The organism is Promicromonospora xylanilytica (assembly GCF_054782895.1).
Genome location: NZ_BAAGRP010000011.1, coordinates 257,583 through 281,297, shown reverse-complemented (window position 1 = coordinate 281,297; position 23,715 = coordinate 257,583). Strand labels below are relative to the sequence as shown.

At 72.5% G+C, this 23,715-nt stretch carries 22 protein-coding genes; 6 read left to right on the top strand and 16 right to left on the bottom strand.

What is annotated here, in order from left to right:
- Positions 1-2 precede the first annotated feature (2 nt).
- Positions 3-605 (bottom strand): DUF222 domain-containing protein, encoded by a 603-nt coding sequence (locus tag ACYVK7_RS13530; RefSeq protein ID WP_460888244.1) that lies wholly within the window; start codon positions 603-605, stop codon positions 3-5.
- A 415-nt stretch (positions 606-1,020) separates the two neighbouring features.
- On the opposite strand from ACYVK7_RS13530, the gene ACYVK7_RS13525 reads away from it, so the two are divergent.
- Positions 1,021-1,194 carry a hypothetical protein gene (locus ACYVK7_RS13525; RefSeq protein ID WP_460888239.1) on the top strand — a complete coding sequence of 58 codons (174 nt, stop codon included), beginning with the start codon at positions 1,021-1,023 and terminating at the stop codon, positions 1,192-1,194.
- A gap of 17 nt (positions 1,195-1,211) precedes the next feature.
- Complete coding sequence (sigJ, locus tag ACYVK7_RS13520) at positions 1,212-2,258, top strand: RNA polymerase sigma factor SigJ (RefSeq protein ID WP_460888238.1); 1,047 nt, start codon at positions 1,212-1,214, stop codon at positions 2,256-2,258.
- Positions 2,259-2,279: 21 nt separating this feature from the next.
- On the opposite strand, the gene ACYVK7_RS13515 is transcribed toward sigJ, so the two are convergent.
- Both ACYVK7_RS13515 and ACYVK7_RS13510 read right to left on the bottom strand, forming a co-directional pair.
- Entirely contained in the window at positions 2,280-3,704 is a 1,425-nt protein-coding gene (locus ACYVK7_RS13515) for an MFS transporter (protein ID WP_460888237.1), read from the bottom strand.
- Positions 3,705-3,795: 91 nt separating this feature from the next.
- On the bottom strand, positions 3,796-5,148 hold the full coding sequence (locus ACYVK7_RS13510; RefSeq protein ID WP_460888236.1) for an alpha-hydroxy-acid oxidizing protein: 1,353 nt from the start codon (positions 5,146-5,148) through the stop codon (positions 3,796-3,798).
- 124 nt (positions 5,149-5,272) lie between these two features.
- Between ACYVK7_RS13510 and ACYVK7_RS13505 the strand changes: the two genes are divergently transcribed.
- Both ACYVK7_RS13505 and ACYVK7_RS13500 read left to right on the top strand, forming a co-directional pair.
- A complete protein-coding gene (locus ACYVK7_RS13505) occupies positions 5,273-6,283 on the top strand; it encodes an alpha/beta fold hydrolase (protein WP_460888235.1) in 1,011 nt (336 codons plus the stop codon).
- A gap of 107 nt (positions 6,284-6,390) precedes the next feature.
- Complete coding sequence (locus ACYVK7_RS13500) at positions 6,391-7,164, top strand: glycerophosphodiester phosphodiesterase family protein (RefSeq protein ID WP_460888234.1); 774 nt, start codon at positions 6,391-6,393, stop codon at positions 7,162-7,164.
- Positions 7,165-7,223: 59 nt separating this feature from the next.
- On the opposite strand, the gene ACYVK7_RS13495 is transcribed toward ACYVK7_RS13500, so the two are convergent.
- A complete protein-coding gene (locus ACYVK7_RS13495; RefSeq protein WP_460888233.1) occupies positions 7,224-7,949 on the bottom strand; it encodes an excalibur calcium-binding domain-containing protein in 726 nt (241 codons plus the stop codon).
- Between the two features lie 167 nt (positions 7,950-8,116).
- Between ACYVK7_RS13495 and ACYVK7_RS13490 the strand changes: the two genes are divergently transcribed.
- Positions 8,117-8,848: a hypothetical protein gene (locus ACYVK7_RS13490; protein ID WP_460888232.1), complete on the top strand. Its 732-nt coding sequence runs from the start codon at positions 8,117-8,119 to the stop codon at positions 8,846-8,848.
- Between the two features lie 26 nt (positions 8,849-8,874).
- Here the strand turns inward: ACYVK7_RS13490 and aroB are convergent, their stop codons facing one another.
- The 11 genes from aroB to rpsD form a co-directional block, all read right to left on the bottom strand.
- Positions 8,875-10,032 (bottom strand): 3-dehydroquinate synthase, encoded by a 1,158-nt coding sequence (aroB, locus tag ACYVK7_RS13485; protein ID WP_460888231.1) that lies wholly within the window; start codon positions 10,030-10,032, stop codon positions 8,875-8,877.
- A complete protein-coding gene (locus tag ACYVK7_RS13480; protein ID WP_460888230.1) occupies positions 10,029-10,655 on the bottom strand; it encodes a shikimate kinase in 627 nt (208 codons plus the stop codon). Before ACYVK7_RS13480 ends, aroB begins: the two co-directional genes overlap by 4 nt.
- Positions 10,652-11,866 (bottom strand): chorismate synthase, encoded by a 1,215-nt coding sequence (aroC, locus tag ACYVK7_RS13475; protein WP_460888229.1) that lies wholly within the window; start codon positions 11,864-11,866, stop codon positions 10,652-10,654. Before aroC ends, ACYVK7_RS13480 begins: the two co-directional genes overlap by 4 nt.
- A 96-nt stretch (positions 11,867-11,962) precedes the next feature.
- The gene (locus tag ACYVK7_RS13470) at positions 11,963-12,844 is read right to left on the bottom strand and encodes a shikimate dehydrogenase (RefSeq protein ID WP_460888228.1); all 882 of its coding nucleotides are present in this window, start codon (positions 12,842-12,844) and stop codon (positions 11,963-11,965) included.
- Between the two features lie 2 nt (positions 12,845-12,846).
- On the bottom strand, positions 12,847-13,869 hold the full coding sequence (locus tag ACYVK7_RS13465) for an endolytic transglycosylase MltG (protein ID WP_460888227.1): 1,023 nt from the start codon (positions 13,867-13,869) through the stop codon (positions 12,847-12,849).
- A 341-nt stretch (positions 13,870-14,210) separates the two neighbouring features.
- On the bottom strand, positions 14,211-15,347 hold the full coding sequence (gene mltG / locus ACYVK7_RS13460; protein WP_460888226.1) for an endolytic transglycosylase MltG: 1,137 nt from the start codon (positions 15,345-15,347) through the stop codon (positions 14,211-14,213).
- 7 nt (positions 15,348-15,354) lie between these two features.
- Positions 15,355-15,924, bottom strand: coding sequence for a Holliday junction resolvase RuvX (ruvX, locus tag ACYVK7_RS13455; protein WP_460888243.1), 570 nt, complete (start codon positions 15,922-15,924; stop codon positions 15,355-15,357).
- Positions 15,925-15,992: 68 nt separating this feature from the next.
- Complete coding sequence (gene alaS / locus ACYVK7_RS13450; RefSeq protein WP_460888225.1) at positions 15,993-18,707, bottom strand: alanine--tRNA ligase; 2,715 nt, start codon at positions 18,705-18,707, stop codon at positions 15,993-15,995.
- Between the two features lie 142 nt (positions 18,708-18,849).
- Positions 18,850-19,104 carry a hypothetical protein gene (locus ACYVK7_RS13445; protein WP_460888224.1) on the bottom strand — a complete coding sequence of 85 codons (255 nt, stop codon included), beginning with the start codon at positions 19,102-19,104 and terminating at the stop codon, positions 18,850-18,852.
- Positions 19,101-19,511 carry a DUF948 domain-containing protein gene (locus ACYVK7_RS13440; protein ID WP_460888223.1) on the bottom strand — a complete coding sequence of 137 codons (411 nt, stop codon included), beginning with the start codon at positions 19,509-19,511 and terminating at the stop codon, positions 19,101-19,103. Before ACYVK7_RS13440 ends, ACYVK7_RS13445 begins: the two co-directional genes overlap by 4 nt.
- A 219-nt stretch (positions 19,512-19,730) precedes the next feature.
- On the bottom strand, positions 19,731-20,357 hold the full coding sequence (gene rpsD, locus ACYVK7_RS13435; RefSeq protein WP_460888222.1) for a 30S ribosomal protein S4: 627 nt from the start codon (positions 20,355-20,357) through the stop codon (positions 19,731-19,733).
- A gap of 328 nt (positions 20,358-20,685) precedes the next feature.
- Here rpsD and ACYVK7_RS13430 point away from each other — a divergent pair, with 328 nt between their 5' ends.
- The gene (locus ACYVK7_RS13430) at positions 20,686-21,996 is read left to right on the top strand and encodes a LuxR family transcriptional regulator (protein ID WP_460888221.1); all 1,311 of its coding nucleotides are present in this window, start codon (positions 20,686-20,688) and stop codon (positions 21,994-21,996) included.
- Between the two features lie 62 nt (positions 21,997-22,058).
- Here ACYVK7_RS13430 and ACYVK7_RS13425 read toward each other — a convergent pair whose 3' ends face one another.
- Entirely contained in the window at positions 22,059-23,711 is a 1,653-nt protein-coding gene (locus tag ACYVK7_RS13425) for an FAD-binding oxidoreductase (RefSeq protein ID WP_460888220.1), read from the bottom strand.
- Positions 23,712-23,715 lie beyond the last annotated feature (4 nt).

The window sequence follows — 23,715 nt, the reverse complement described above, 5'->3', positions numbered from 1 at the left end:
CCCTACACGCCGCTGCCCACCCGGTCCCGGCAAGCCTGGAAACCAACTAACCAGCTCTCCACCAAACCCGGGGCTTGACACAGGACCAGGCCCTCACCCGTGACCAGCGTCCCGTCGGTGACCGCGTCCTGCAGCACCCGGGTGACCACCGCGCGGGTGCGGGACCCGTCCGGGTCATCCACCGGGTCCGGGACATCCACCGGGTCCGGGACATCCACCGCGACGCTCTGCACGAACTGTTCCGGTGTCGTCGTCTCACCCGTACGGGTATCGATCAACCACGCCAACGCATCCGTACGCGTCTCGCTGGTCGGCGCGACCTGCGTCAACACCCGCACATGATCCACACCCACGGTTCCCGCGACCAACCGCTCCCGCGTCACCGGCAGCGACGTGACCAGGCGGCGGGCCATCAGCACGTCCTTACGCGCCGTCCCCGCCGAGACACCCTCACGCACCCGCAGCCAGGACGCGAACGTACGCGCCACACCACCCGACCGCCACGACCCTTCCGCCTCGATCCGAGGCAGCAGGGTGTATCGGACACCGTCCAAGCGGCCCGTCACCCGCCGGATCCGCGCATGCGCGTCGACCAACCGGCTCACACTGGGTGCGTCCCACCCTTCCAACACCTCCGGGTCAGTCAGGACCGTGAGGTCAGCTACCGCGTCCTCGATCCGCGCCAGCGCGTCCTCGACCGACCGGGCAGGAGGCAGACCACCAGGAGGCAGACCACCAGGGGCCGTCCCGTTCGTCGACTGCACCACCAGCACTCACCCCCCGCCCGTCGCCTGTTCGCTGATCCCATTATCTCGAACACTCGTACGGGCTGCAGGGCCAAACTGAAATCTGTGGATAACTCTTCATGCGCCCGCAGTAACGGCTCCTCTGCTCGTCGCCGTCCCGCCGTGCCATGGAGAAGTTCGCCGAGTACATCGCGAGCCCGGGGGCTCGGCGCGGCACGTCGCCGAGCATGTACGAGCGCGAGCGCCTCAGCTCGTTCCGGATGCCGAGGAGGGCATGAGCTACGGCATCGACGCGATGCGCGCGCTGACCGGCCGCCCCCAACAGACGGCCGCGCCCGCAACAGACCCCCGCAACAGACCCCGCATCAGACGGGCCATCCCGCAGCAGATGCTGCAGTCGCGGCACGGCCGTCACGTCCGACGCTCGCATATCGTCATCGGAGCATGACGCGAGAGCATGTCCTCATGACGGAACCCGATTCCTCGCAGCCCGGCAGCGCACAGACACCCGGCAGCTCACCGAAGGGCGACGCCCGGCTCGACGGCGCCGCGCTGGACCGGCTGCGTCCCCTCGCGTTCACGGTGGCCTACCGGATGCTGGGCAGCGTCACCGAGGCGGAGGACGTGGTGCAGGAGGCCCTGGTACGGCTCTCCCAGGCGGAGGGTGTGCGCAACCCCGACGCGTTCGTGACCACCGTGACGACGCGCATAGCGATCGACGTGCTGCGGTCGGCCCGGGTGCGGCGGGAGTCCTACGTGGGTGAGTGGCTGCCGGAGCCGCTGGTAGGCCCGGTGCAGTCGACCCTCCCCGTCGCGATGTCGGCCCCGCCCGCCGACGCCGCGGCGCACGCGGAGCTGGCCGACGACCTGTCGACGGCGTTCCTGGTGCTGCTGGAGACGCTGACCCCGGCCGAGCGCGCGGCGTTCCTGCTGCACGACGTGCTCGGCTTTCCGCACGCCGACGCGGCCGACGTCATCGGCACGAGCGAGGTCGCCGCACGCCAGCTGGCGTCGCGGGCCAGACGACGGATCGCGGGACGGCGGGACAGCTCAGGTGGGGGCCGGGCCGAGCGGGCGCGTGCCGACGAGCTCGTGACCAGATTCCTGGCGGCCTGCGAGGAGGGTGCGGTGGACTCGTTCCTCGAGCTGCTGGCCGAGGACGTGGTGCTCTCGGGCGACAGCGGCGGGAACGTGCCGCGGGGTATGTCGCTCGCCCGGCCGGTAGCGGGCCGGGTCACGGTCGCGCGGATGCTGGCGAGCTTCATGCGCCGGGGCGGGCCGTTCCGGTTCGAGCGGGCGCTGGTCGGTGGCGAGCCGGGGCTGCTCATCATGGCGGACGAGGCCCTGGGCGGCGGCCTGATCGGCACGTGGGCGTTCGAGGTCTCCGACGGGCGGCTCGCGGCGATCCGCGGCGTGATCAACCCGGAGAAGCTGTGGCACCTGGCGCCGTTGGCCGACCTGGACCGGATCCAGGCGTGGCTGAAGGGCCCGGGGCGGCGGACGGCGCGTTGACCGCGCCCGCCGCCGTGCGTCTCACGCGTCGGCGGACGGCGCCTCGGCGGACGGCGCGTCGCGCACGAACCACATCAGCACGAGGCCGACGAGCACGACGGTGACGATTCCGAGGGTGCCCCAGATGGTCGCGCCGGTCGCGACGATCGCGACGGTCCACAGGGAGCTCGACAGCCACGAGGTCGCGCGCCCGGTGGTGGCGTAGAGACCGAAGATCTCGGACTCCTTGCCCGCGGGGGTCACCCGGGCGAGGTAGGACCGGGACGCCGCCTGCGCGGGGCCGACGCACGCCGACAGGGTCAGCCCGCCGATCCAGTAGACGACGGGGCCGAGGTCGCGCAGGAAGACCACGGCGAGCCCCGCGACGACGATGACGCCGAGCGCGCCGAGGATGACCGACCGAGGACCGAACCGGTCGTCGAGGCGGCCGACGAGCACGGTGCTCACGCCGGCGACCAGGTTGGCCGCGATGCCGAAGACGATCACCTGGTCGGCGGAGAAGCCGAAGCTCACGCTCCCGATGATCGCGCCGAACGCGAAGACCCCGCTCAGCCCGTCCCGGTACACGGCGCTGGCCGCCAGGAACCAGAAGGTGCGCCGGGAGGTGCGCCACAGGGCCTGGATGTCACGGAAGAGCACGACGTAGCCGGCGAAGAAGCCGACCTTGGGCCGGCCCTTCGTGGGAGCGAGCTCCGGGACGAACGCGAAGATCGGCCACACGAACGCGAGCGCCCACAGTGCGCAGGCCACCGCGATGATGCGGAACGCGAGGCCGTTGTCGGTGGGCATGCCCCACCACTGGGAGCTGTTCGCGACCACGACGAGGAGGAGCATGAGGATGCCGCCGACGTAGCCGAGGCCCCAGCCGAGGCCGGACACCTTGCCGACGGTCCTTGGGGTCGCGACGGACACCATCATCGCGTTGTAGTTGACGCCGGCGATCTCGCTCAGCACGCTGCCCAGGCCGATCACGGCGGCGCCGAAGACGAAGTAGGCCGGGTCTGCCTCGACGAACCACAGCGAGAGCATGCACAGGACCATGCCCGCGGTGGCGCCCGCGAGCCAGGCCTTGCGCCGGCCGGTGGCGTCGGCGCGCTGTCCCAGCACCGGGGCGAGCAGGAAGATGAGCACGCCGGCGAGGGCGTTCCAGAAGCCCAGACCGCTGGTCAGCTCGGCGAGCCCACGCTGGTAGGCGGGGCTGTTCTCCCCGAGGGCCGCGACACCCGGTTCGAGGAACGACTCCGTGGTCAGGTACAGCGCGGTGAACACGAAGGTGAGGATCACCGTGTTGAACGGCTGGGTGCCCCAGTCCCACAGTGCCCAGGAGAAGACCTGGCGGCGTGGGATCCGCGCGCCCTCCTGCAGCTCCAGCCCCATCGTCGGGGTGGGCGGAGCGTTCGTCGTTCCGGAGGCCGGTACGTCGGGTCGGCGGGGGGCGTCGGTCATGGCCGCAGTCTGCCCGGATCACATGAAGCGTGGGCGCCGGGCCGGTCACGATCTCATACCGACCGCCGCCCGGCCCAGGCCGGACGACCGGTCAGAGTGCCAGGTTGTGCCGCCCGATCTGCGCGGTGCTCGCTACGCCCGCGAGCGCCATCGTGAGGTCGAGCTCGGCCAGGACGTGCTGGGTGACGGCGCGGACGCCGTCGGCTCCGGCGAGGGCGAGGCCGTAGACCCAGGGGCGGCCGAGGAGGACTGCGTCGGCGCCGAGGGCGAGTGCGGTGAAGACGTCGGCTCCGGTGCGGATACCGGAGTCGAACAGGACGGGGACGGGAGGCCCGGCCGGATCGGCGCCCGAGTGCGTGCGGACGGCGTCGACGATCGGGGCGAGGGTGTCGAGCGAGGCGACGGCGTTGTCGATCTGGCGTCCGCCGTGGTTGGACACGATGATGCCGTCGGCTCCGTGGTCGAGGGCGGCACGGGCGTCGTCGGGGTGCTGGATGCCCTTGACAAGGATGGGCAGGGTGGTGCGTCGGCGCAGCCAGGCCAGGTCTGTCCAGGTGAGGGTGGAGCGGGAGAAGACGTCGAGGAAGGTCTCGACGGCGGCGCGGGCGTAGGGCTGGGTCAGGTTGCGCAGGGTGGGTCCTGGGTGGTGCGCGGCCATGGAGAGCAGGGAGCGGACGGCGGCGATCGTGGGCCGGGCCGGTGCCTCGGCGGGTGGTGTCGCTTCGCGGACGCGTGCTTCGACGAGCTTCTGGAACGCGGGGTCGGTGAGGTACTGGGCGATGCCCTCCGCGCGGGCGAAGGGCAGGTAGCCGAGGTCGAGGTCCATGGTGCGCCAGCCGAGCACGTGGGTGTCGAGGGTGACGACCAGGGCCTCGCAGCCGGTGGCCTCGGCGCGGTTGACGAACGACTCGACGAGCGCGTCGTCGGAGGACCAGTAGAGCTGGAACCAGCGGGGGCTGTCGCCGAGGGCCGCCGCGGTGTCCTCCATGGGTACCGATGCCTGGGTGGAGATGACGACGGGCAGGCCGAGGTCGCGGGCGGCGTGGGCGAGCGCCGGCTCGGCGTTGCGTGGTGCGGCGTTGCGTGGTGCGGCCGGCCGGCCCGCGCCGGTGCGCTGGTGCTGTACTGCGAGCTCCAGCGCGCCGACGGGCGCGAACAGCAGGGGTGCGGGCAGGTCGCGGCCGAGCAGCGTGGTGGCCAGCGACCGCTCCCCCACGTCGACCATCTGCCGCGGCACGATCGGGTAGCGGCCGAACGCCTCCCGGTTGGCCGTGACGGTGCGTTGCGCCCCGGCACCCCCGGCGACGTAGGACCAGGCGGCACGGTTCATCCGCCGTCTGGCCGCGGTGGCGAGCGCGTCGGGGCTGGTGGGGACGACCGGCCGGCGGCCGTAGACCCCGTTGCGGTAGATCGACGACTGCACGCTCCGGCCGATATTTCGCATGCCGGACATCCTGCCATGGGGCTTCGCTCAGCCGGCCGGACCCATCCCTCCGAGGATGAGCCGACCGGGACCGCACCGGCCCGTCGTGCCGGGCACCGTCACCGGACCGGGCTACGATCCACTCGTGCCCGTACCGCCCCTGCCCGAGTCGCCGCAGGTCACGCACGGCTGGCGCACCGACCGCCTGCTCGGTGAACCGTTCGAGGAGACCCCGCTCGGACCCGCGACCCTGGTGCGCTACCCGCGACCGGCCGACGTTCCCGAGCCGCACGCCGCCGTCATCCACGTGCACGGCTACAACGACTACTTCTTCCAGACGCACCTGGCCCGCGTGTTCGCCGCGGCCGGCTTCGCGTTCTACGCCGTCGACCTGCGGGCCGCGGGCCGCTCACTGCAGCCCGACCAGATCCCGCACTTCGTGATGGACCTGCGCGAGCAGGCCACCGACATCGCGGCCGCCGCACGGGCCGTGCGTGCCCTCGAGCCCGGGCTGCCGCTCGTCGTGCACGCACACTCCACGGGCGGGCTCACCGCGGCCCTGTGGGCGCACGCGCACCGGAACGCGGCCGGTGCCGACGCCGGGCCCGACGCACTCGTGCTCGACTCACCGTTCCTCGACCTGCACGCCCCGCGCTGGAAACGGACCTTCGGCACGCGGGTGCTGGACACCGTCGGTCACCTCGCCGCGACCGCCGTCGTCAGCGAGGGCCCGTCCCGGTACGCGGAGCATCTGCTCGCCGCCAACGGCGGACGCTGGGAGTTCGACACCACGCTCAAGCGTCCGGAGGGTGTACCCAGCAGGGTCGCGTGGTTCGTCGCCGTGCGGCGCGGCCAGGCCCGGGTCGCCGCCGGACTCGACATCGCGTGCCCCGTGCTGCTCGCCCGGTCCGACTCGTCCGGTCCCGACACGCTCGACAACCCGCTGCTCGACGCGCAGGACACCGTGCTCGACGTGCAGCAGATGGCGGCGCTCGTGCCGTGCCTCGGGCTCGACGTCACCGAGCTGGTCGTACCGGGCGGCGTCCACGACCTGACGCTGTCGGCCGACGGACCACGCGAGGCCTACCTCGACGGCATGTTGGAATGGACGAGGACCCGGGTGGGCGCCGCCGTCGGTGCCCGCGACGCGACATAGGACCGACCAGCGCACGACCGAGACACGGCGCAGCACGAGACGCAGCACCGAGACGCAGCACCGAGACGCAGCACCGAGACGCAGCACCGAGATACGAGGGACAGCCAGTGACCTACTTCGAGGGGCCGTTCCAAGCCCTCGCCCACCGCGGATTCGCGCACGCCTCGGCCGGCACCGAGGGTCTGGAGAACTCGCTGGCGGCGTTCGGTGCCGCCGTCGACCTCGGCTACCGCTACGTCGAGACGGACGCGCACGGCACGTCCGACGGCGTGGCCGTCGCCCTGCACGACGAGTCCCTCGACCGCACCACCGACGGCACCGGCCTCGTCGCCGAGCTGCCCTGGTCCGAGGTCCGCGAGGCGCGCATCGCCGGCCGGGAGCCCGTCCCGCTCCTCGAGGACCTGCTGGGCGGCTGGCCGGCGCTGCGGGTCAACATCGACGTCAAGCACGTCTCCGGCGTGGGGGCCGTGGCCCGGGCCATCGAGCGGACGGGGTCCTGGGACCGCGTGTGCGTCACCTCCTTCGACGCCGCCCTGCGCCGCGGGACGGTCGGGCGGCTGTCCCGCCCCGTCGCGACGTCGGCCGGGCGTGCCGAGGTCAGAACGTTCCTCGCCGGGGTGCGTCTGCGCGTGCGGCCCTTGGTCCGGCGCGCGCTGCGCGACGTCGACGCGCTCCAGGTCCCGGTCGGCGAGGGGTCGATCACCGTGGTCGACGGCGCGACGATCGAGGCAGCGCACACCCTCGGCAAGAAGGTGCACGTCTGGACCATCGACGACCCGGACGAGATGGACACGCTCATCGACCAGGGCGTGGACGGGCTGGTCACCGACCGCGCCGACCTGCTCAAGGACCTCCTGATCGGGCGCGGCCTCTGGGAGTGACCGCACGCTCGGGAGTGACCGCACGCTCTGGGGTGACCGCACGCTGACAGGCCCGGCCGTCACTCACAGCCCACGCCGTCACCGTCCCGGTCCAGGTGCGAACCGTAACCAGGGTCCCCGCTGTACACGGGCGCGGCTCCGGCGGCCCGCGCCGCGTCGCAGTTGTCGTAGTACTCCGCGCTGCCCATCTCCGTGCCGCCCGTGTCCGCGGCGCCGTCGTCCGAGGATCCCCCGCCCGCGGCTCCGGCGAGGGCCGCGGCCTCGGCCGCCTCCACCGCTGCCTCGCGTTCGTCGACCTCTGACTCCCTCGTCGCGACCTGGTTCTCGGCGGTCCTGACCGCCTCCTCACGGCCTGTCACCTTCTCCTCCTTCTGCGCGACGGCGGCCTCCCTGGCCTCGAGGTCCTTCGCGTCCTCCGCGAGCTCGGCCTGGTCGGTCTCGAGCGTCTTCTGAGCACGCGTGAGCGTCTTGATCTCGGACCGAGCCGCCGCGGCACCCTGGTCCCCGCCCCCGACGCCGACGCCGACACCGACGAGGAAGACGACCACGCCCGCCGCCACCGCCCCGAGAACCCGCAGCGGCCTGCGGCGGGTCGTTCTCCCCGCCGCCTCGTCCGGGACGTCGACGACCACGGCATCGCTGCCGATCATCGCCGTGTCCGGTACGTCGACCCAGAGCTGCCATCCCGGCGGCACTCTTCCCGGGTCCGGCTCCCACGCCGGATCGGGGCTCCAGTCGACGGGCGGAGCGGGCCAGCCGGGTGGGAGGTTGTAGACCTTGCGCACGTGGGCACCTCTCGGTCGGCGCACGAACGGGCCGTGCGCGGCTTCCCCCTGTGCCTCGGACGGTAGGCCTCATCCACCCCGCAAGCGCTCAAAATGGGACAAGATCACCCTCGGTGTGCAGCGGTCGGGACCTTGCGCACGCGTCGGTGCCCGTCGAGAATCAGGTGATGAGCAGCTCGGACGGTGTTCCCGACGACCCTGCGCCGCGCCCGCCACGACGTGGTCGGCGCACCGTGCTGCTCGCCGCCGTAGCAGTCGCTGCCGGTGTCGCCTCGACGGGAGTCGTGCTCGCAGCCACGGCGCACGACGCGACCCCGCGGGGCGGGGCCGCGCCGTTGCAGCCTTTCGCGACGCCCTCGCTGTCGTTGGCCCCGCCTGGGCAGCCCCCGTACGGGCGCGTCCCGGTCCCGGACCCGGAAGCAGGTCTGGACCCGGGCGAGCTGCGGCACGCCCCGATCGGTGACGCGACGGTCGAGTGGATCGACAGGCTACAGACCGCGGTGCAAAGCGACCCGGACTTCGGCTCCGTGGCGATCTCCGAGGACCGCACCACGGTCACGGTCACCTGGTTCGGCGACCCGAGCGCGACCCTGCGCGAACAGATCGACGCCGCCCCCGAGAAGCTGCGGGTCGTCGTCCAGGCCGCGGCGTTCCGCCCCGCGGAGCTGCAGAAGCTCGTCCTGGAGGCGATGCGACCCGGGCTGATACCCGGCATCCGGGTCACGACCGGCAGCCCCGAGAACGACGGCTCAGGTCTCCAGTTCACCATCGAGGAACTGCCCGCCGGGCAGTCCCTCGACGACGTCGGCCGTGACCTCGCTGCCGCCCTCGGCCGCACCGACGTACCGGTCTCCGTCGAGGTCAGCGGACCGATCATGCCCATCGCCGGCGTCGGCTGACAGCCCGGGGACCCAGCCCGGGACTCTCAGCCCAGCGTCAGCGTGACCGGCGTGCACGGCCCCTTCGCCGGGGGCTCCTTGGACACCTCCGCGTAGGCGGCGGCCAGGATCGTCGGATCGGGCCCCTCCAGGCGCACCGGCTTGCCGATGTCGTCCAGCACGACGAACCGCAGCAGGTCACCGCGCGTCTTCTTGTCGCGCCGCATCGCGGACAGCAGCTGGTCCCAGCGGTCGCCCCGGTAGTGCACCGGCAGCCCGAGCGAGGACAGGATGGCGCGGTGCCGGTCGGCGACGTCGTCGGGCAGCTTGCCCGCCATCCGCGCGAGCTCCGCGGCGAAGACCATGCCCACGCTCACCGCGGCACCGTGCCGCCACTGGTAGCGCTCGGCGAGCTCGATGGCGTGCCCCAGGGTGTGCCCGTAGTTCAGGATCTCGCGCAGGCCGGCCTCCTTGAGGTCCTCGCCGACGACCTGGGCCTTGACCCGGACCGAACGCTCGACGAGCTCGGCCACCACGGCCCAGGTCTCGTCGGTGGCGTCCGCGCCGGCCCAGCCCCGCAGCTCGTCGACGTGCGCCTCGACCAGGTCGAGGATCACCGGGTCGGCGATGAAGCCGGTCTTGACCACCTCGGCCAGCCCTGCGACGAGGTCCCACTTGTCGAGCGAGCCGAGCGCCGCCAGGTCGCACAGCACACCGGCCGGCGGGTGGAAGGCGCCCACGAGGTTCTTGCCCTCGGACGTGTTGATGCCCGTCTTGCCGCCCACCGCGGCGTCGACCATGGCGAGCAGGGTGGTCGGCACGTGTACGACGCGGATCCCGCGCAGCCAGGTGGCGGCCACGAAACCAGCCAGGTCGGTCGTCGCTCCCCCGCCGACGCCGACGATCGCGTCCGAACGCGTGAAGTCCAGCTGACCGAGCAGGCCCCACAGGAACGCCGCGACCTGGGGCGTCTTGGCCTCCTCCGCGTCGGGCACCTCGGCCACGAACGCCTCGTAGCCCGACGCCTTGAGGTCCTCCGCGATCGTGTCGGCCGTCGCGGACAGCGCGGCCGGGTGGATCACCATCACCTTGCGGGCGGCGCCCACCAGCGACGGCAGCTCGCCCAGCAGGTGGCGGCCGATGACGACGTCGTACGGCGCGTCGCCCCGCACGGTGATCCGTGTCGGAGCGCTGTCGGTGCTCACGTGGTGCTCTCCTTGTCCTTCGGGTCCTTCGACTCCCGCCGGTCCTGCGGGTCCTGGGCGTCCACCAGGTTCTTCGGGTCCACCAGCTCGGGAACCTCCTGCGCGAGGCCCAGGGCCTCGATGATCTCGGTCGCCACCTGCTCGCCGGGCCGCTCGCTCGACACGATGGTCAGCGTGGCGAGCCGCTCGTAGGTGGGCCGTCGCTGCGTCATCAGCTTCTGCCACTGCGCACGCGGGTTGCCGAGCAGCAGCGGCCGCGCCTGGTTCATGCCGACACGCTGGGCGGCGATCGCCAGCGGCACGTCCAGGAACACGACGTGGCCACCGTCCGCCGCGTACTTCTCGAGCGCGTCCTGGGTGGCGGCGTTCATGACCGCGCCGCCGCCGAGCGACAGCACGCCGTCGTGCTCGGCGAGGGCCGCCAGCACCGCATCGCGCTCGAGCTCGCGGAACCGGGGCTCGCCGTCGTCCACGAAGATCTCGCTGACCGGCTTGCCCGCCGCCGTCTCGATGTCGGCGTCGGTGTCCCGGACCGTGACGCCCAGGCCTGCCGCGAGGATGCGCCCCACCTTCGACTTGCCGGATCCTGGCGGCCCGATCATGACCGCGACGGGCCCGCTCACCGCAGCAGGTCCGGGATCGCGGCGACGTAGGACCGCAGGTTGCGGCGCACCTCGGCCACGGAGTCGCCACCGAACTTCTCGCACGCGGCCTCGGCCAGCGTGAGGGCGACCATCGCCTCGGCGACCACGGCGGCGGGCGGCACGGCGCACACGTCGGACCGCTGGTGGTGCGCGGTGACGGGTTCGCCGGTCGCGGTGTCGACGGTCGGCAGGGCGCGGGGAACCGTCGAGATCGGCTTCATCGCGGCGCGGACGCGCACGATCTCGCCGTTCGACATGCCGCCCTCGATGCCGCCCGCGCGGTTGGTGGTGCGCTCGATGCCGTCGGCGCCCCGCACGATCTCGTCGTGGGCCGCCGTGCCACGGCGGCGCGCGGTGCGGAAGCCGTCGCCCACCTCGACGCCCTTGATCGCCTGGATGCCCATGAGGGCCGCGGCGAGGCGCGCGTCGAGCCTGCGGTCGCCCTGCACGTAGGTGCCGAGGCCGGACGGCACACCGTAGGCGAGCACCTCGACCACACCGCCGAGGGTGTCGCCGTCCCGCTTGGCCAGGTCGATCTCCTCGACCATGAGCTTCGAGGACGCGGCGTCGAAGCAGCGCACCGGGTCGGCGTCGAGCGCGGCGACGTCGTCGGGGGTCGGCGCCGCTGCGTCGTCGGGCGCCGCCGCCTCGCCGATGGCGACCACGTGCGACACCAGGCGGATGCCGAGCGCCTGCTCGAGGAACTTCGCGGCGGCCACGCCGAGCGCGACGCGGGCCGCGGTCTCGCGGGCCGAGGCGCGCTCCAGCACGGGCCGGGCGTCCTCGAAGCCGTACTTGCGCATGCCGACCAGGTCGGCGTGCCCGGGGCGCGGGCGGGTGAGCGGGCGGTTGCGGGCCACCTCGCGCTCGTCACCGGTGCCCGCGTCGACCAGCAGCGCCTCCGGCGGCACCGGGTCGGCCGACATGACGTCGGTCCACTTGGGCCACTCCGTGTTGGCGATCTCGATCGCGAGCGGGCCGCCCTGCGTGATCCCGTGGCGCAGCCCGCCGACGACGCGCACCTGGTCCTGCTCGAACTTCATGCGTGCGCCCCGGCCGTACCCGAGACGCCGACGCGCGAGCGCGTCCTGTATGTCCGATGTGGTCAGCTCCACCCCGGCGGGCAGACCTTCCATCATCCCTACCAGGGCAGGACCGTGCGACTCACCCGATGTCAACCAACGCAGCATGCTCGGATTCTTTCACGCGTGACACCCACTCGGCGCCCGCTGTCCACAGGCCGTCAGCAGAGCGCCGTCAGCCCAGCGCCCGAGAACCCAGCGCCGTCAGCCCAGTGCCGCGCGCAGCGCCTCGTCCATCGCCGCCAGCGGCGCGGGACGTCCCGTCATCAGGCGCACCTGCTCGGCGGCCTGGTGCAGCAGCATGCGCTCCCCGCCCACGGCGTCGGCCCCGAGCGCGGCCCACGCCGTCTGCAGGGCGGTGGGCCGAGGGTCGTAGACGACGTCGAGCAGCACGCCGCGGGGCTTCTCCCCCGTGCCCGTCGACAGGTCGGTCAGCAGGGGCGCCCAGGTGTCGGCCGCGTGCTTCGGCGTCGTGGAGACCACGACGTCCGCCGCCGCGAGGGCCGACGTCGTCGCGCGCTCGTCGAACACCTCGAACGACGGGCTCACGCCCATTCGCGCCACGGCCTCACGCAGCGGCCCGATCCGGTCGAGGGACCGCACGAAGACCCGCCGCGAGGTGCAGCCGAGCTCCGCGACCGCCGCGAGGGCCGACGCCGCCGTGGCTCCCCCGCCCAGGACGACGGCGTCGCCGGCACGACGGGCGCCGAGGCCCTCGCGCAGCGCCGCGACGATGCCGTGCACGTCGGTGTTGGTGCCCGTCGTCGAGCGGGCGCCGCGGCCGGCACCACCGACCGTGGAGAACAGCACGGTGTTCACCGCGCCCACCGCCTCGGCGAGGGGCTCCACGTGGTCCAGCAGGGGGATGATCGCGTGCTTGAGCGGCATGGTCAGGCTCAGGCCGGCCCAGTGCGGCTCCAGGCCCCGCAGGAACCCCGGCAGGGTGTCCTCGGTGACGTCGTGGACGCCGTACTCCCAGCCGTCCAGCCCCAGGGCACGGTAGGCCGCGCTGTGCAGCACCGGGGACAGGGAGTGGGCGACGGGGTGGCCGAGCACTGCGGCCCTGTGCGTGGTCGTGGTGCTCATGATCAGTAGCCGTTCTCCGCTGCCCAGGCCTGGTACTCGTCCTTGAAGACCAGGAACTCGTCGTAGCTGTCGGTGAACTTCGTCTCCTGCGAGTCGAGGTTCACCGTCACGTACCACCGCCACGGCCCTTCGGGCGCGTTCAGGACGGCTTCGAGCGACGCCATGCTCGGTGCACCGATGGCGGTCGGCGGCAGCCCCGCGACCACGCGGGAGGCGTACGGGAACGACTCGTCGTTGAACTCGTCCCTCGTGATCTCGTGCGACGGCTTCTTGCGGCCGTAGGAGTCGATCGCGTCCAGGCCGAGCGGCTCGTCCGCCGCGAGCCGGTTCTCGATGACCCGGGCGACCTGGCCGCGGTACTCGTCCGGTGCCTCGCGCTCGACCAGCGACGCCTTGATGACCAGCTCGTTGCGTTGGTCGGCCGGCACGCCCAGCTCCTCGAGCTCCTCCACGGTCAGGGCGACCGCCTCCTTCAGGACGTCCGCCGCGCTCGTGTTGTCGGGCGTGACGTCGTACGAGTTCGCGGCCAGCCAGCCCTCCAGCTGCCCGCCGGCCTCAGGGGGCAGGCCCAGCGCCTCGGTGTCGGCCACGGCCGCCTCGACGTCCGCCTGCGGCCAGCCCTGGTCGATCATCGTCTGCTGGATCTGGGCCACGGTGTGGCCCTCGACGATCGTCAGACCGCTCCGGTCCACCTTGTTCTGCGCCAGCAGCTCCACGGCTGAGGCGGCGCTCATGCGCAGCTTCATCTCGCGGGTGCCCGGCTGGATCGCGCTCGCGTCCGGGTTGGCGTTGAACGCGTGGACGAAGGCGTCGGCGCTGGCGACCACGTCTTGCTCCGCGAGTGCCACGCCGATCGTGTGCCCGTTGCCCTGCGGCACCTCGACGGTGACCGGCTCACCGCCGGTGCCCTCGTAGTCGGGGGCGGCAAAGGGCGTGCGCAGACCGAAGAGGTACCCGTCGTTCAGCACGGTCCACCCGGCCAGGGCACCGACGGCCACGAGGGCGGCCACCACCGCGACGATCACGGGTCGCCTCGACCGCCTGGACCGCCTGTTCGACCGCCTGTCGCGCCGGCTGGTGTGCACGTCCCGATCCCCTCGTCCGCCGCGAGAGCCGCTGGCGTGCCGCGGTGGCCCCTGGTAATTCACTCCGGGCAGGGCCTCGGTCACGCTCGCTCCATCCTCTGCACTGCCTGGATCTCTGGTCGATCCACGCCTGGTCTCGGGCCGGGCGCGCGACGCCGCGATCGCATGTCACGATCCCATCACAGCCCGGATGCCGCGAACGCTACCCCGATCCGTACATTCCCGGCCAACTCCCGGGATTCACGGCCCGGGAGCATCAGGAGCCCCCGCGACCTGCGAATTCACCCGTTCGCTTCCTCCCAGGCCCGCAGTTCCTGGACGTACTCCTCGTGCTGCGGCTGGGTCTCGGAGAACTTGGTCTCCCCGGTGTCGAGATTGACCGTGACCCAGAACTTCCAGGCGCCCGGTGCCGGGTTCAGCACCGCGTCGATCGACACCTCGCCCGGGTTGGCGATGGGGCCGGGCGGCAGGCCCTCGTGCTGGTAGGTGTTGTACCGGTTCTTCTCGTCGTTGAGGTCGTCCCGCGTCAGCTCGGTGCCCGGCTTGCCGGCCCCGTACGCGACCGACGCGTCGATCTGCAGGATCATGTCGTCCTCGAGCCGGTTCTCGATCGCACGCGCGATCTTGGGCTTGTCCTCGGCATGCAGGCCCTCGCGCTCCACGAGCGAGGACTTGATCAGCACGGCCTGCCAGTCGGCCTCCGGCACGTCCTTCTTCCGGAGCAGGGACGTGGTCCGGCCGACCATGCGCGACAGGAGGTCGGCGGCGGTGTCGTCCGGCTTGATCATGTAGGTGTCGGGGTAGAGCCAGCCCTCGACCTCGCCGTCGGCCTGCTTCGGCAGCCCGATCTCGGCGGGCTTCTTCAGCGCGGCCGCGAAGTCCTTGGCGGGCAGGCCCGTGACCTGCACGGCACGCTCCACGATCTGGTCGGCCGTGTAGCCCTCGGGGATGGTGAGCCGCAGGTCCACGGTGTCGTTCTTCACGAGCAGCGCCACGGCGTCCCTGGCCGGCATCTCCTCGAGCATCGTGTGGGTGCCCGGCCGGATCAGCACCGAGTCCGGGTTCGCCTCGAACGCCTTCGTGAAGGCGGAGACGCTCGCGACGACACCGGCCTCGTAGAGCGACTCCCCCATGGCGGTGCCGGTGGCGCCCTCCGGGATCTCGACGTCGACCTGGTCGCCGCCCGGCCCCGCGAAGTCCTTGGACTGGAGGGGGTTGGTCAGGCCGGTCAGGGAGTCGAGGTTCATCCAGACGGCGTAGCCGGAGCCGCCGACCAGCACCAGGGCCACCAGCAGCACGACGAGCGAACGTCCGTGCCGGTTGCGTCTGCGCCGCCGCTGGGCGCGCCTGCTGGATCTCGGTTCGGGGAAAGCGGGGTCTGCCTGGTTACGCGGGGGCGCCGTGAAGAGGTCCGTCACCGGAGACTCACTGTCCTTCGTCGGGGGGTCCACTGGGTCGGTCGTGCGTGTCGTGCACGGTCCGCGCCTCGACGAGCTCGCCGGCGCGCTCCCCCTTCGCCCGCTCCGCGTCGAGTGCAGATTGCAGAATGATAACGGCTGCGGCCTGATCAATCACGGACCTGTGCCGCTTACTTTTCCGGCCCGCCGCGTGCAGCGCCTGGTGCGCCGAGACGGTGGTCATCCGCTCGTCCACGAGACGGACCTCCGCGTCCTCGCCCGCCGCCGCCAGAGCGGACACCAGGCGGGCCGCGAAGGACCGCGCGTCGGCCGTCGCGGCACCCTCCTTGCCGGACAGGTGCCGCGGCAGCCCCACGTAGACGACGGCGGCGAAGCGCTCCGCCGCCTCGGCGACGATCCGTGTCACGTCGGCGGTGGTGCCCTCAGCGCTCCGGACGGGCCGCTTGCCCCCGCCGGACCGCTGACCGGGCTGCTTACCGGGCTGCTTGCCGGAACCGGCGAGCACCCGCGGCACCGTCTCCACCGGGGTGGCGACGAGGCCGTCGGGGTCGCTGGCGGCGAGCCCGATCCGGGCCATGCCGACGTCGATCCCGAGCCGGGCCCCCCGTGGGAGGCCCGGCTCGGCGCCTGCGGGCACGGACACCGTCAGGCGCCGACGGCGGCCAGGCGCACGCTCTCGGCGATCCCCGCCAGCGCCTCGCCCAGCTTGGCCGGGTCGGTGCCGCCGCCCTGGGCCATGTCCGGCTTGCCGCCGCCACCGCCACCGAGCGTCTGCGCCGCCGTGCGGACCAGGTCGCCGGCCTTGTAGCCCGCCTCGCGCGCGGCGGCGTTGGTCACGACCACCACGACGGGGCGGCCGCCCGACACACCGCCGGCGGCGGCCACGACGGGCTCGGCCTCACCGAGGCGGCCCCGCACGTCGAGCACGAGGGCGCGCAGGTCGTCGGCCTGGGCCTCGCCGGCGTCGTGCGCCACGACGCGGACGTCGCCCACCCGGGGGGCCTCCGCGGCGAGTCTGCCCGCGGCGGCCAGGAGCTGGCCCTGACGCACGGCGGCCAGCTCCTTCTCGGCCTCCTTGAGCCGGGACACCAGCGCCCCCACGCGGTCCGGGAGCTCCTCGGCGCGGGTGTTCAGCAGCCCCGTGAGCTGGCCGACGAGGGCGTGCTCCTTGGCCTGGAAACCGTAGGCGCCGTCACCGACCAGAGCGTCGACGCGGCGCACGCCCGAACCGATGGACGACTCCCCCAGCAGCGTCACGCGGCCGAGCTGACCCGTCTGCCGGACGTGCGTGCCCGCGCACAGCTCGCGCGACCAGTCGTCACCGATCGAGACCACACGCACGACGTCGCCGTACTTCTCACCGAAGAGCGCCATGGCACCGGCCTCGCGGGCCTTGGCGATCGGCATCAGCTCGTCGGTCACCTCGAGGTTGTCGGCGAGACGCACGTTGACGCGCTCCTCGATCTCCGACAGGGCCGACGACGGCACGGCCGACGGCGAGCGGAAGTCGAACCGGATACGGCTCGGCGCGTTCTCGGAACCGGCCTGCGTGCGGTCGGGGCCCACCAGCTCGTGCAGGGCCTTGTGGATCATGTGCGTGGCCGAGTGGGCCCTGCTGATGGCCTTGCGCCGGTCCGTGTCGATCTGCGCGGTACCCGGGTCGCCCAGGGCCACCGTCCCCTCGACCAGACGACCACGGTGCACGCTCAGGCCCTTGACGGGGCGCTGCACGTCGTCGACCTCGATGGTCGCGCCACCGTCGAGCACGATCGTGCCGTGGTCGGCGAGCTGGCCACCGGCCTCGGCGTAGAACGGGGTGCGGTCGAGGATGACCTCGACCTCGGCGGGGGCCGAGACCGCCGGGGCGGGCACGCCGCCGCTCAGCAGGCCGGCCACACGCACGGAGGCGTCGGTCTGGGTGTATCCGAGGAACTCGACCGGGGCCGTCAGCTCCTTCTCCAGGGCCTCGTAGGCGGCGACGTCGGCCCCGCCGGTGCGCTTGGCGAGGGCGTCGGCGCGGGCGCGCGAACGCTGCTCCTGCATGAGCGAGCGGAAGGCGCGCTCGTCGACCTGCACACCCTGCTCGGCGGCCATCTCGAGGGTGAGGTCGATCGGGAAGCCATAGGTGTCGTGCAGCTGGAAGGCGGCCTCGCCCGGCAGGACCAGGCCCCGGTCGCCCGTGCCACCCTGGTCGGCGGCGCGCCGCTTGAGGCTCGTCACGGCGTTGTCCAGGATCGTGGTGCCGGAGACCAGCGTGCGCCGGAAGGCCTCCTCCTCGGCGTAGGCCACCGCGGAGATCTGCTCGAAGTTCTCGGCGAGCTCCGGGTAGGACGGCGCCATGGCGTCCTTCGAGACCGGCAGCAGGGACGTCAGGGCGAGGCCGTCGACCCCGAGCAGGCGCATCGCGCGCACGGAGCGGCGCAGCAGACGGCGCAGCACGTAGCCGCGGCCCTCGTTGGACGGGCGGACGCCGTCGCCGATGATCATCAGGGACGAGCGGACGTGGTCGGCGACGACGCGCATGCGTACGTCGTCCTCGTGGTTGTCGCCGTACTTCTTGCCGCTGAGCTTCTCGGCGGCCTCGATGACGGGGAAGACCTCGTCGATCTCGTACATGTTGTCCTTGCCCTGCAGCAGGAAGGCAACACGCTCGAGACCCATGCCGGTGTCGATGTTCTTGTTCTCGAGCTCCCCGAGGATCCGGAACTCCTCCTTGGACCTCACCTCGTCGATCTCGTACTGCATGAACACGAGGTTCCAGATCTCGACGAAACGGTCACCGCCCTCGTCGACCAGCGGCCCGCCGTCCGGCCCGTAGGCGGCACCACGGTCGTAGAAGATCTCCGAGCACGGGCCGGCCGGGCCCGGCTGGCCCGTGGACCAGTAGTTGTCCTTCTTGCCGAGCCCCTGGATGCGCTCGTCGGGCAGCCCGACGATGTCCTTCCAGAGCTGCCTGGCCTCGTCGTCCTCGTGGTAGACCGTGACCCACAGCAGGTCCGGGTCGATACCCAGCCTGCCGTCGTCCAGCGAACCGGTCAGGAAGTCCCAGGCCATCCGGATGGCGTCGGCCTTGAAGTAGTCGCCGAACGAGAAGTTGCCGTTCATCTGGAAGAACGTGCCGTGGCGCGTCGTCTTGCCGACGTCGTCGATGTCGAGCGTCCGCACGCACTTCTGGACGCTCGTCGCGCGCTTCCACGGCGGCGTCTGCTGCGCCGTCATGTACGGGATGAAGGGCACCATGCCCGCGATGGTGAACAGCGTCGACGGGTCCGGCGAGATCAGCGACGCAGACGGCACCACCGCGTGACCCTGAGCTTCGAAGTAGTCGAGCCAACGCTTGCGGATCTCGGCGGTGCGCATGAGGTCAGTGGTCCTTCTTCTCGGTCGTACGGGAACGGGGCGCGAGACACGTAAGGCTTCTTACGTGGCGCAGGTCCTATTCTGCCGCTCCAGGAGGGGCAGACGGAAACTGAAAGGTGCGGCTGAACGGTCCGGGCAGGCGCTACAGCTCGTGGCGCGGGAGCTCGCCCCGCAGGGACGCCATGAGCTGGGCCTCGCGCTCGGCGCGGGCCGTGGTGAAGTCGGACCGGAACGAGTGCGCCATCCGGCCCAGCCGGACGCCCGCGTCGTCCACCGCGGCCGCGGCGCGCTCGCTCACGGCCTCCGGCGTGTACCGGGCCACGACCTGGCGGCCCTTGCGGATGACGACGACCGTGACCGCCACGCCGACACCCACCCAGAACAGGCGGCGGATCATGCGCCGGCCCCGGTGGCGCTCGCGTTCGGGTCGGTGTGCTTGCCGGCCCGGCCCTTGGCCTGGCCGAACGCCTGGCGCACGCCGTAGGAGAAGGCGGCGACCTTGACGAGCGGCTTGCCGAGCGTTGCGGCGTACAGCCCCGTCAGGGCGGACACGTTCTCGCTGACCGACGCCGCCGACGTGGTGATCGTGTCGACCTTGACGAGCTGCGTGTTCGCGGACGCGACGGTGCTCGCGGCCTCGTCGAGGATCGGGACGGAGTGCTCGGTGACGTCCCGCACGCTCGATCGCGCCTCGTCGAGGAGCTTGCCCAGCTTCCACAGGGGAACGGCGAGAAAGCCCACCAGGAGCACGAACGCGATCGCCGCGATCAGTCCCGCCACGTCTCCGAGGTCGCCGAGGGTCATGCGCAAGCTCCTTGCCTGAAGGTCCGCTGGTGGTCAGCTGAGGTCCGGCCCGGTCGGACTGCGACCCGTCGGCACGGAACCGTTCGCCACCCTATCCCGGACGCCGCCGCCGGCGCCGCCCGGCGCCAGCGCGCCGCGAGAACGGGCCCCCTGCACAGCAGGACGCCCCGCCGGCGCCGAAGCGCGGACGGGGCGTCCTGGACTGCTGAGCAGACTGGATCAGCGAGCGTAGAACTCGACGACCATCTGCACGTCGCAGGTCACGGGGACCTCGGCGCGCTTGGGCGCACGGGTCAGCGTGGCCGACAGCTTCTCGATCTGCACGTCGAGGTAGCCGGGGACGGCGGGCAGCACGTCGCGGTGCGCACCGGCGGCCGCGACCTGGAACGGCACGGTGGCCTGGCTCTTCGGCTTGACCTGGATGGTCTGGCCCGGCTTCACGCGGAACGACGGGCGGTCCACGATCTTGCCGTCCACGAGGATGTGGCGGTGCGTCACGTGCTGACGCGCCTGCAGGATGGTGCGGCCGAAACCGGCACGCAGCACGACCGAGTCGAGACGCGTCTCCAGGTCCTCGACCATGACCTCACCGGTCAGACCGGCCTGCTTGCGGGCGTTCTCGTACACCTTGAGCAGCTGCTTCTCGCGAAGCATGTACTGCGCGCGCAGACGCTGCTTCTCGCGCAGACGCACCGCGTAGTCCGACTCGGTGCGACGGCGGGCACGGCCGTGCTCACCGGGCGGGTAGGGGCGCTTCTCGAAGTGCTTGACGGCCTTGGGCGTGAGCGCGAGGCCCAGCTTACGGCTCAGGCGCACCTGACGGCGCGCACGGGTCACAGAAGTCACTGTGATGTCCTGTCCTGTAGTGAGTGAAGGTCACACCCGGGCACGGCTCTCCCGTGGAGGGAGACCACACCGGGTGCGGGACCAGCCGATGGAACGTGGCGACCGGATCGGTGATCCGGGCATCGCGTCCGCGGGGCCGAGGTCCCAGGGAGCTGCCACAGGCAGCCCCAACATCCTAGCGCACGCGGGCACCCCGGCCCGCCCCGCGGACTTTCCTTGCGTTCGCTCACCGAACACAGCAGGCTGACCTGCACGGACGCACGTGTCCAGACACCCCCCGCGACGTCACGGCCCAACGCACAGGTTCGCCGACCTCGATGGAGAGCTGTTGCCCACACTACGCTCGACGGCCGCCGTGACCGGGGCCCGCGTCCTCGGCCTCGGCGAGGCGCTCGACCACCTGGACCAGGTCGTACGGCAGACGGGCCGTACCCGCTCGACCGCCGTGAGCTGCTACCTCGTCACCGGGTGGGCGGGAACCGGCAAGAGCAGGGCGCTCGAGGCGGCGCGCGCCGCGGCGGCCTGCCTGCGCATCCCGGCACCCAGCGCCGCGGCGCTGCTCTCCGACCCGGAGATCCCGCTGCGGACCCTGTTCCGGGTGCTCCACGACCACTGCCTCGCGCACCTCGCCGGCGACCGGCTCGCGCGGATCCGGTGGGTCGACGGCGAGGCCGGCGCACGCCTCGACCTCCTGGAGCGCCTCAGGGGCCTCCTGGCGGACCTCGCCGCCGGCACACCCCTGCTGATCGTCATCGACGACTTCCACCTCGCCGACCGGTCGAGCGCGTCTGCGGTGCACCACCTGGTCTCCGAGCTGCGCGGGGCCCCGGTCCTGTGGCTGCTCGGCGGCCGACGACGGCCCGCCGACGACGGCCCGGACAACTTCGCCGTGTTCGACGACCTGCCCGTGGCAGAGCTGAGCCTGCGCCCGCTGGGCGCGCCCGAGATCGACCGCCTCTACGGGGACCGGGTCGGGCTGCTCCCCGCAGCCCTCGCCCGGCGCGTGCACACCGAGTGCGACGGCAACGCCTACCTCATCGAGACACTGATCGGCCTCGGCCGGTCGGCCGGGACAGGGGCGGCGCGCGGGCCCGGCGTCCCCGAGCACGTCGCCACCGCCGTGGCCACCCGCTGGCTGGCCGGCCTGTCGGTGGACACGCGGACCCTGCTCAGGAACGCCTCCGCCTTCCCGGGGCGGATCGACCTGAGCCTCCTGGGCGAGCTCACCGGCCAGCGCTCGATCGGGGTGACGCGCTCGGTCGAGGAGGCGGTGGCGGCCGGCGTCCTGACCGGCACGAGCCGCACCCTCCGGTTCCGCAGCGAGCTGGTCAGACGGTCCGTCCACCGGAGCCTGTCCGAACATCGCAGGCGTACGCTCGCCGACGCGCTGCGGTCGGCGGTACCCGCCCCGGACGCCCCGCCGCGGCACGACCCCGCCGTCACCGCGGGGCTCACCGAGGCGGAGCTGAAGGTCGTGTGGCTCGTCGTGACCGGCATGACCAACAAGTCGGTCGCCCGCACGCTGGGTCTCTCCCCCCACACCGTGGACACCCACCTACGGCACGCCTTCGTCAAGCTCGGGGTCCGCAGCCGCACCGAGATGGCCAGGACGATCATGCTCCAGGGCCGCGGCTCCTGACACCCGGCGGCGCCTCGGTCCGGTGTCACGTCGGTCCGTCGCCGCGTCGGTCCGGCGCCACGTCAGTCCAGCGCGACGGACTGCGCGTGCCGGAACGTGTTCGTCGGGTCCCACCGCCGCTTGACCTGCTGCAGGCGCTGGTAGTTCTGCTTGTAGTACAGCTCGCTCCACGGCACGCCGGAGGTGTTCCAGCGCTCGTCGCCGAGGTCCGTGTCCGGGTAGTTGATGTAGCAGCCGTCCGTCACGTCGCCGGGCACCGGCACGCCTCCGGTGTCGGCGAACAGGTCCCGGTACAGCTCGCGGGTCCAGCGCACGTTGGCGTCGTCGTCACCGGGATCGGTCCAGAACGACTGCACGAGCAGCTTCAGCACGCTGTCGCGCTGCGCGACGGCGGTCGCCGTCGGGTCGACGGCGTTGATCCGGCCGCCGTACCCGAACAGGACCACGCCGGCGTCCGGGTTGGCGGGAGCGGCCCCGGTCAGGTGGTCGTGCAGCACGGCGGCCTGCCGCCCGGTGAGCCCACGGCGGAAGTACGCGGCCTTGTGGTCGGCGCGGCGCGTCGGGTCCGTCAGCGCGGGGGTGTTGGTGCCGAGCAGTCGCACCGCGTGCAGCCAGGGCAGGCGGCGCGCCTCGGCCAGCTCGGGCAGTGCCCCGATCTCGAGGACGGGCTCGGTCACGGGCCGCGCCGCGAGGCCGACGCCGCCCAGCACCTCGGTGAAGAACCGGTCGATCCGCTCCGCCGCCCCGGCCTCGTCGCCGTCCGTCTGGGCGAGCAGCGCGACCGCCCCCGCGCTGCTGTGGTTCAGCGCGAGGATCGCCGACAGCCCGCCCGCCGCGGCGTCCGGGCCGCTGTTGGCCTCGTGCCACCTGCCGTAGTTCCCCACAAGCCGGACGAACCGGTCCCTGTCCAGCCCGGCCCAGTCCACGGCGACCGCCCGCAGCAGCACCGTGGACGGCGGCCGGGGCAGCAGGTCGGCGGGGTCGCCCGGCGACCGCAGCAGGTAGCGGGTCACGACGCCGAAGTTCCCGCCTCCCCCGCCCGTGTGGGCCCACCAGAGGTCGCGGTGCCGCGTGCGCGTGGCCCGGACCTGACGGACCGACCGGTCCGCCCCCACGACCACCACGTCCACGCCGTGGAGGTGGTCGACCGTCAGACCGTGGCGGCGGGACAGCAGCCCGTAGCCGCCGCCCATGATGTGGCCCCCGGCACCGACGGAGTAGCACGAGCCGCCGGGGATCGTCACGCCCCAGCGCCGGTAGAGCGACTCGTAGACCTGGAGCAGCGTCGCACCCGGTTCGACGAAGAACGCCCGCTCCCCCGCGTCGAGGCCCACCGCACGCAGCTCGGACAGGTCCAGCACGACGTCGGTCTCCGCGTTGTGCACGAAGTCCTCGTAGCAGTGCCCTCCGCTGCGCACGGCCAGCCGCCGTCCGGTGCCGACCGCGTCCCGGACCGCGGACACCACGTCCTGCGGCGACACGGCGACGACCACGTGGTCGGGCCGCGAGACCCACCGCTGGTTGTTCCCCACGGTCAGCTCGGGGTAGCGCGGGTCGTCCGGACGGACGAGCAACGGACCCGGCCGCGACGCCGACACCGGTGCCGTCCCCGGGTCCGCTGCCGGCGCCGCGCCCGCTGCCCTCCCGCCCGCGAGCAGGGCCGCCCCGGCCACCGGAGCGGCGGCCAGCAGCTGTCGTCGATCGATCCTCGGCATCTCG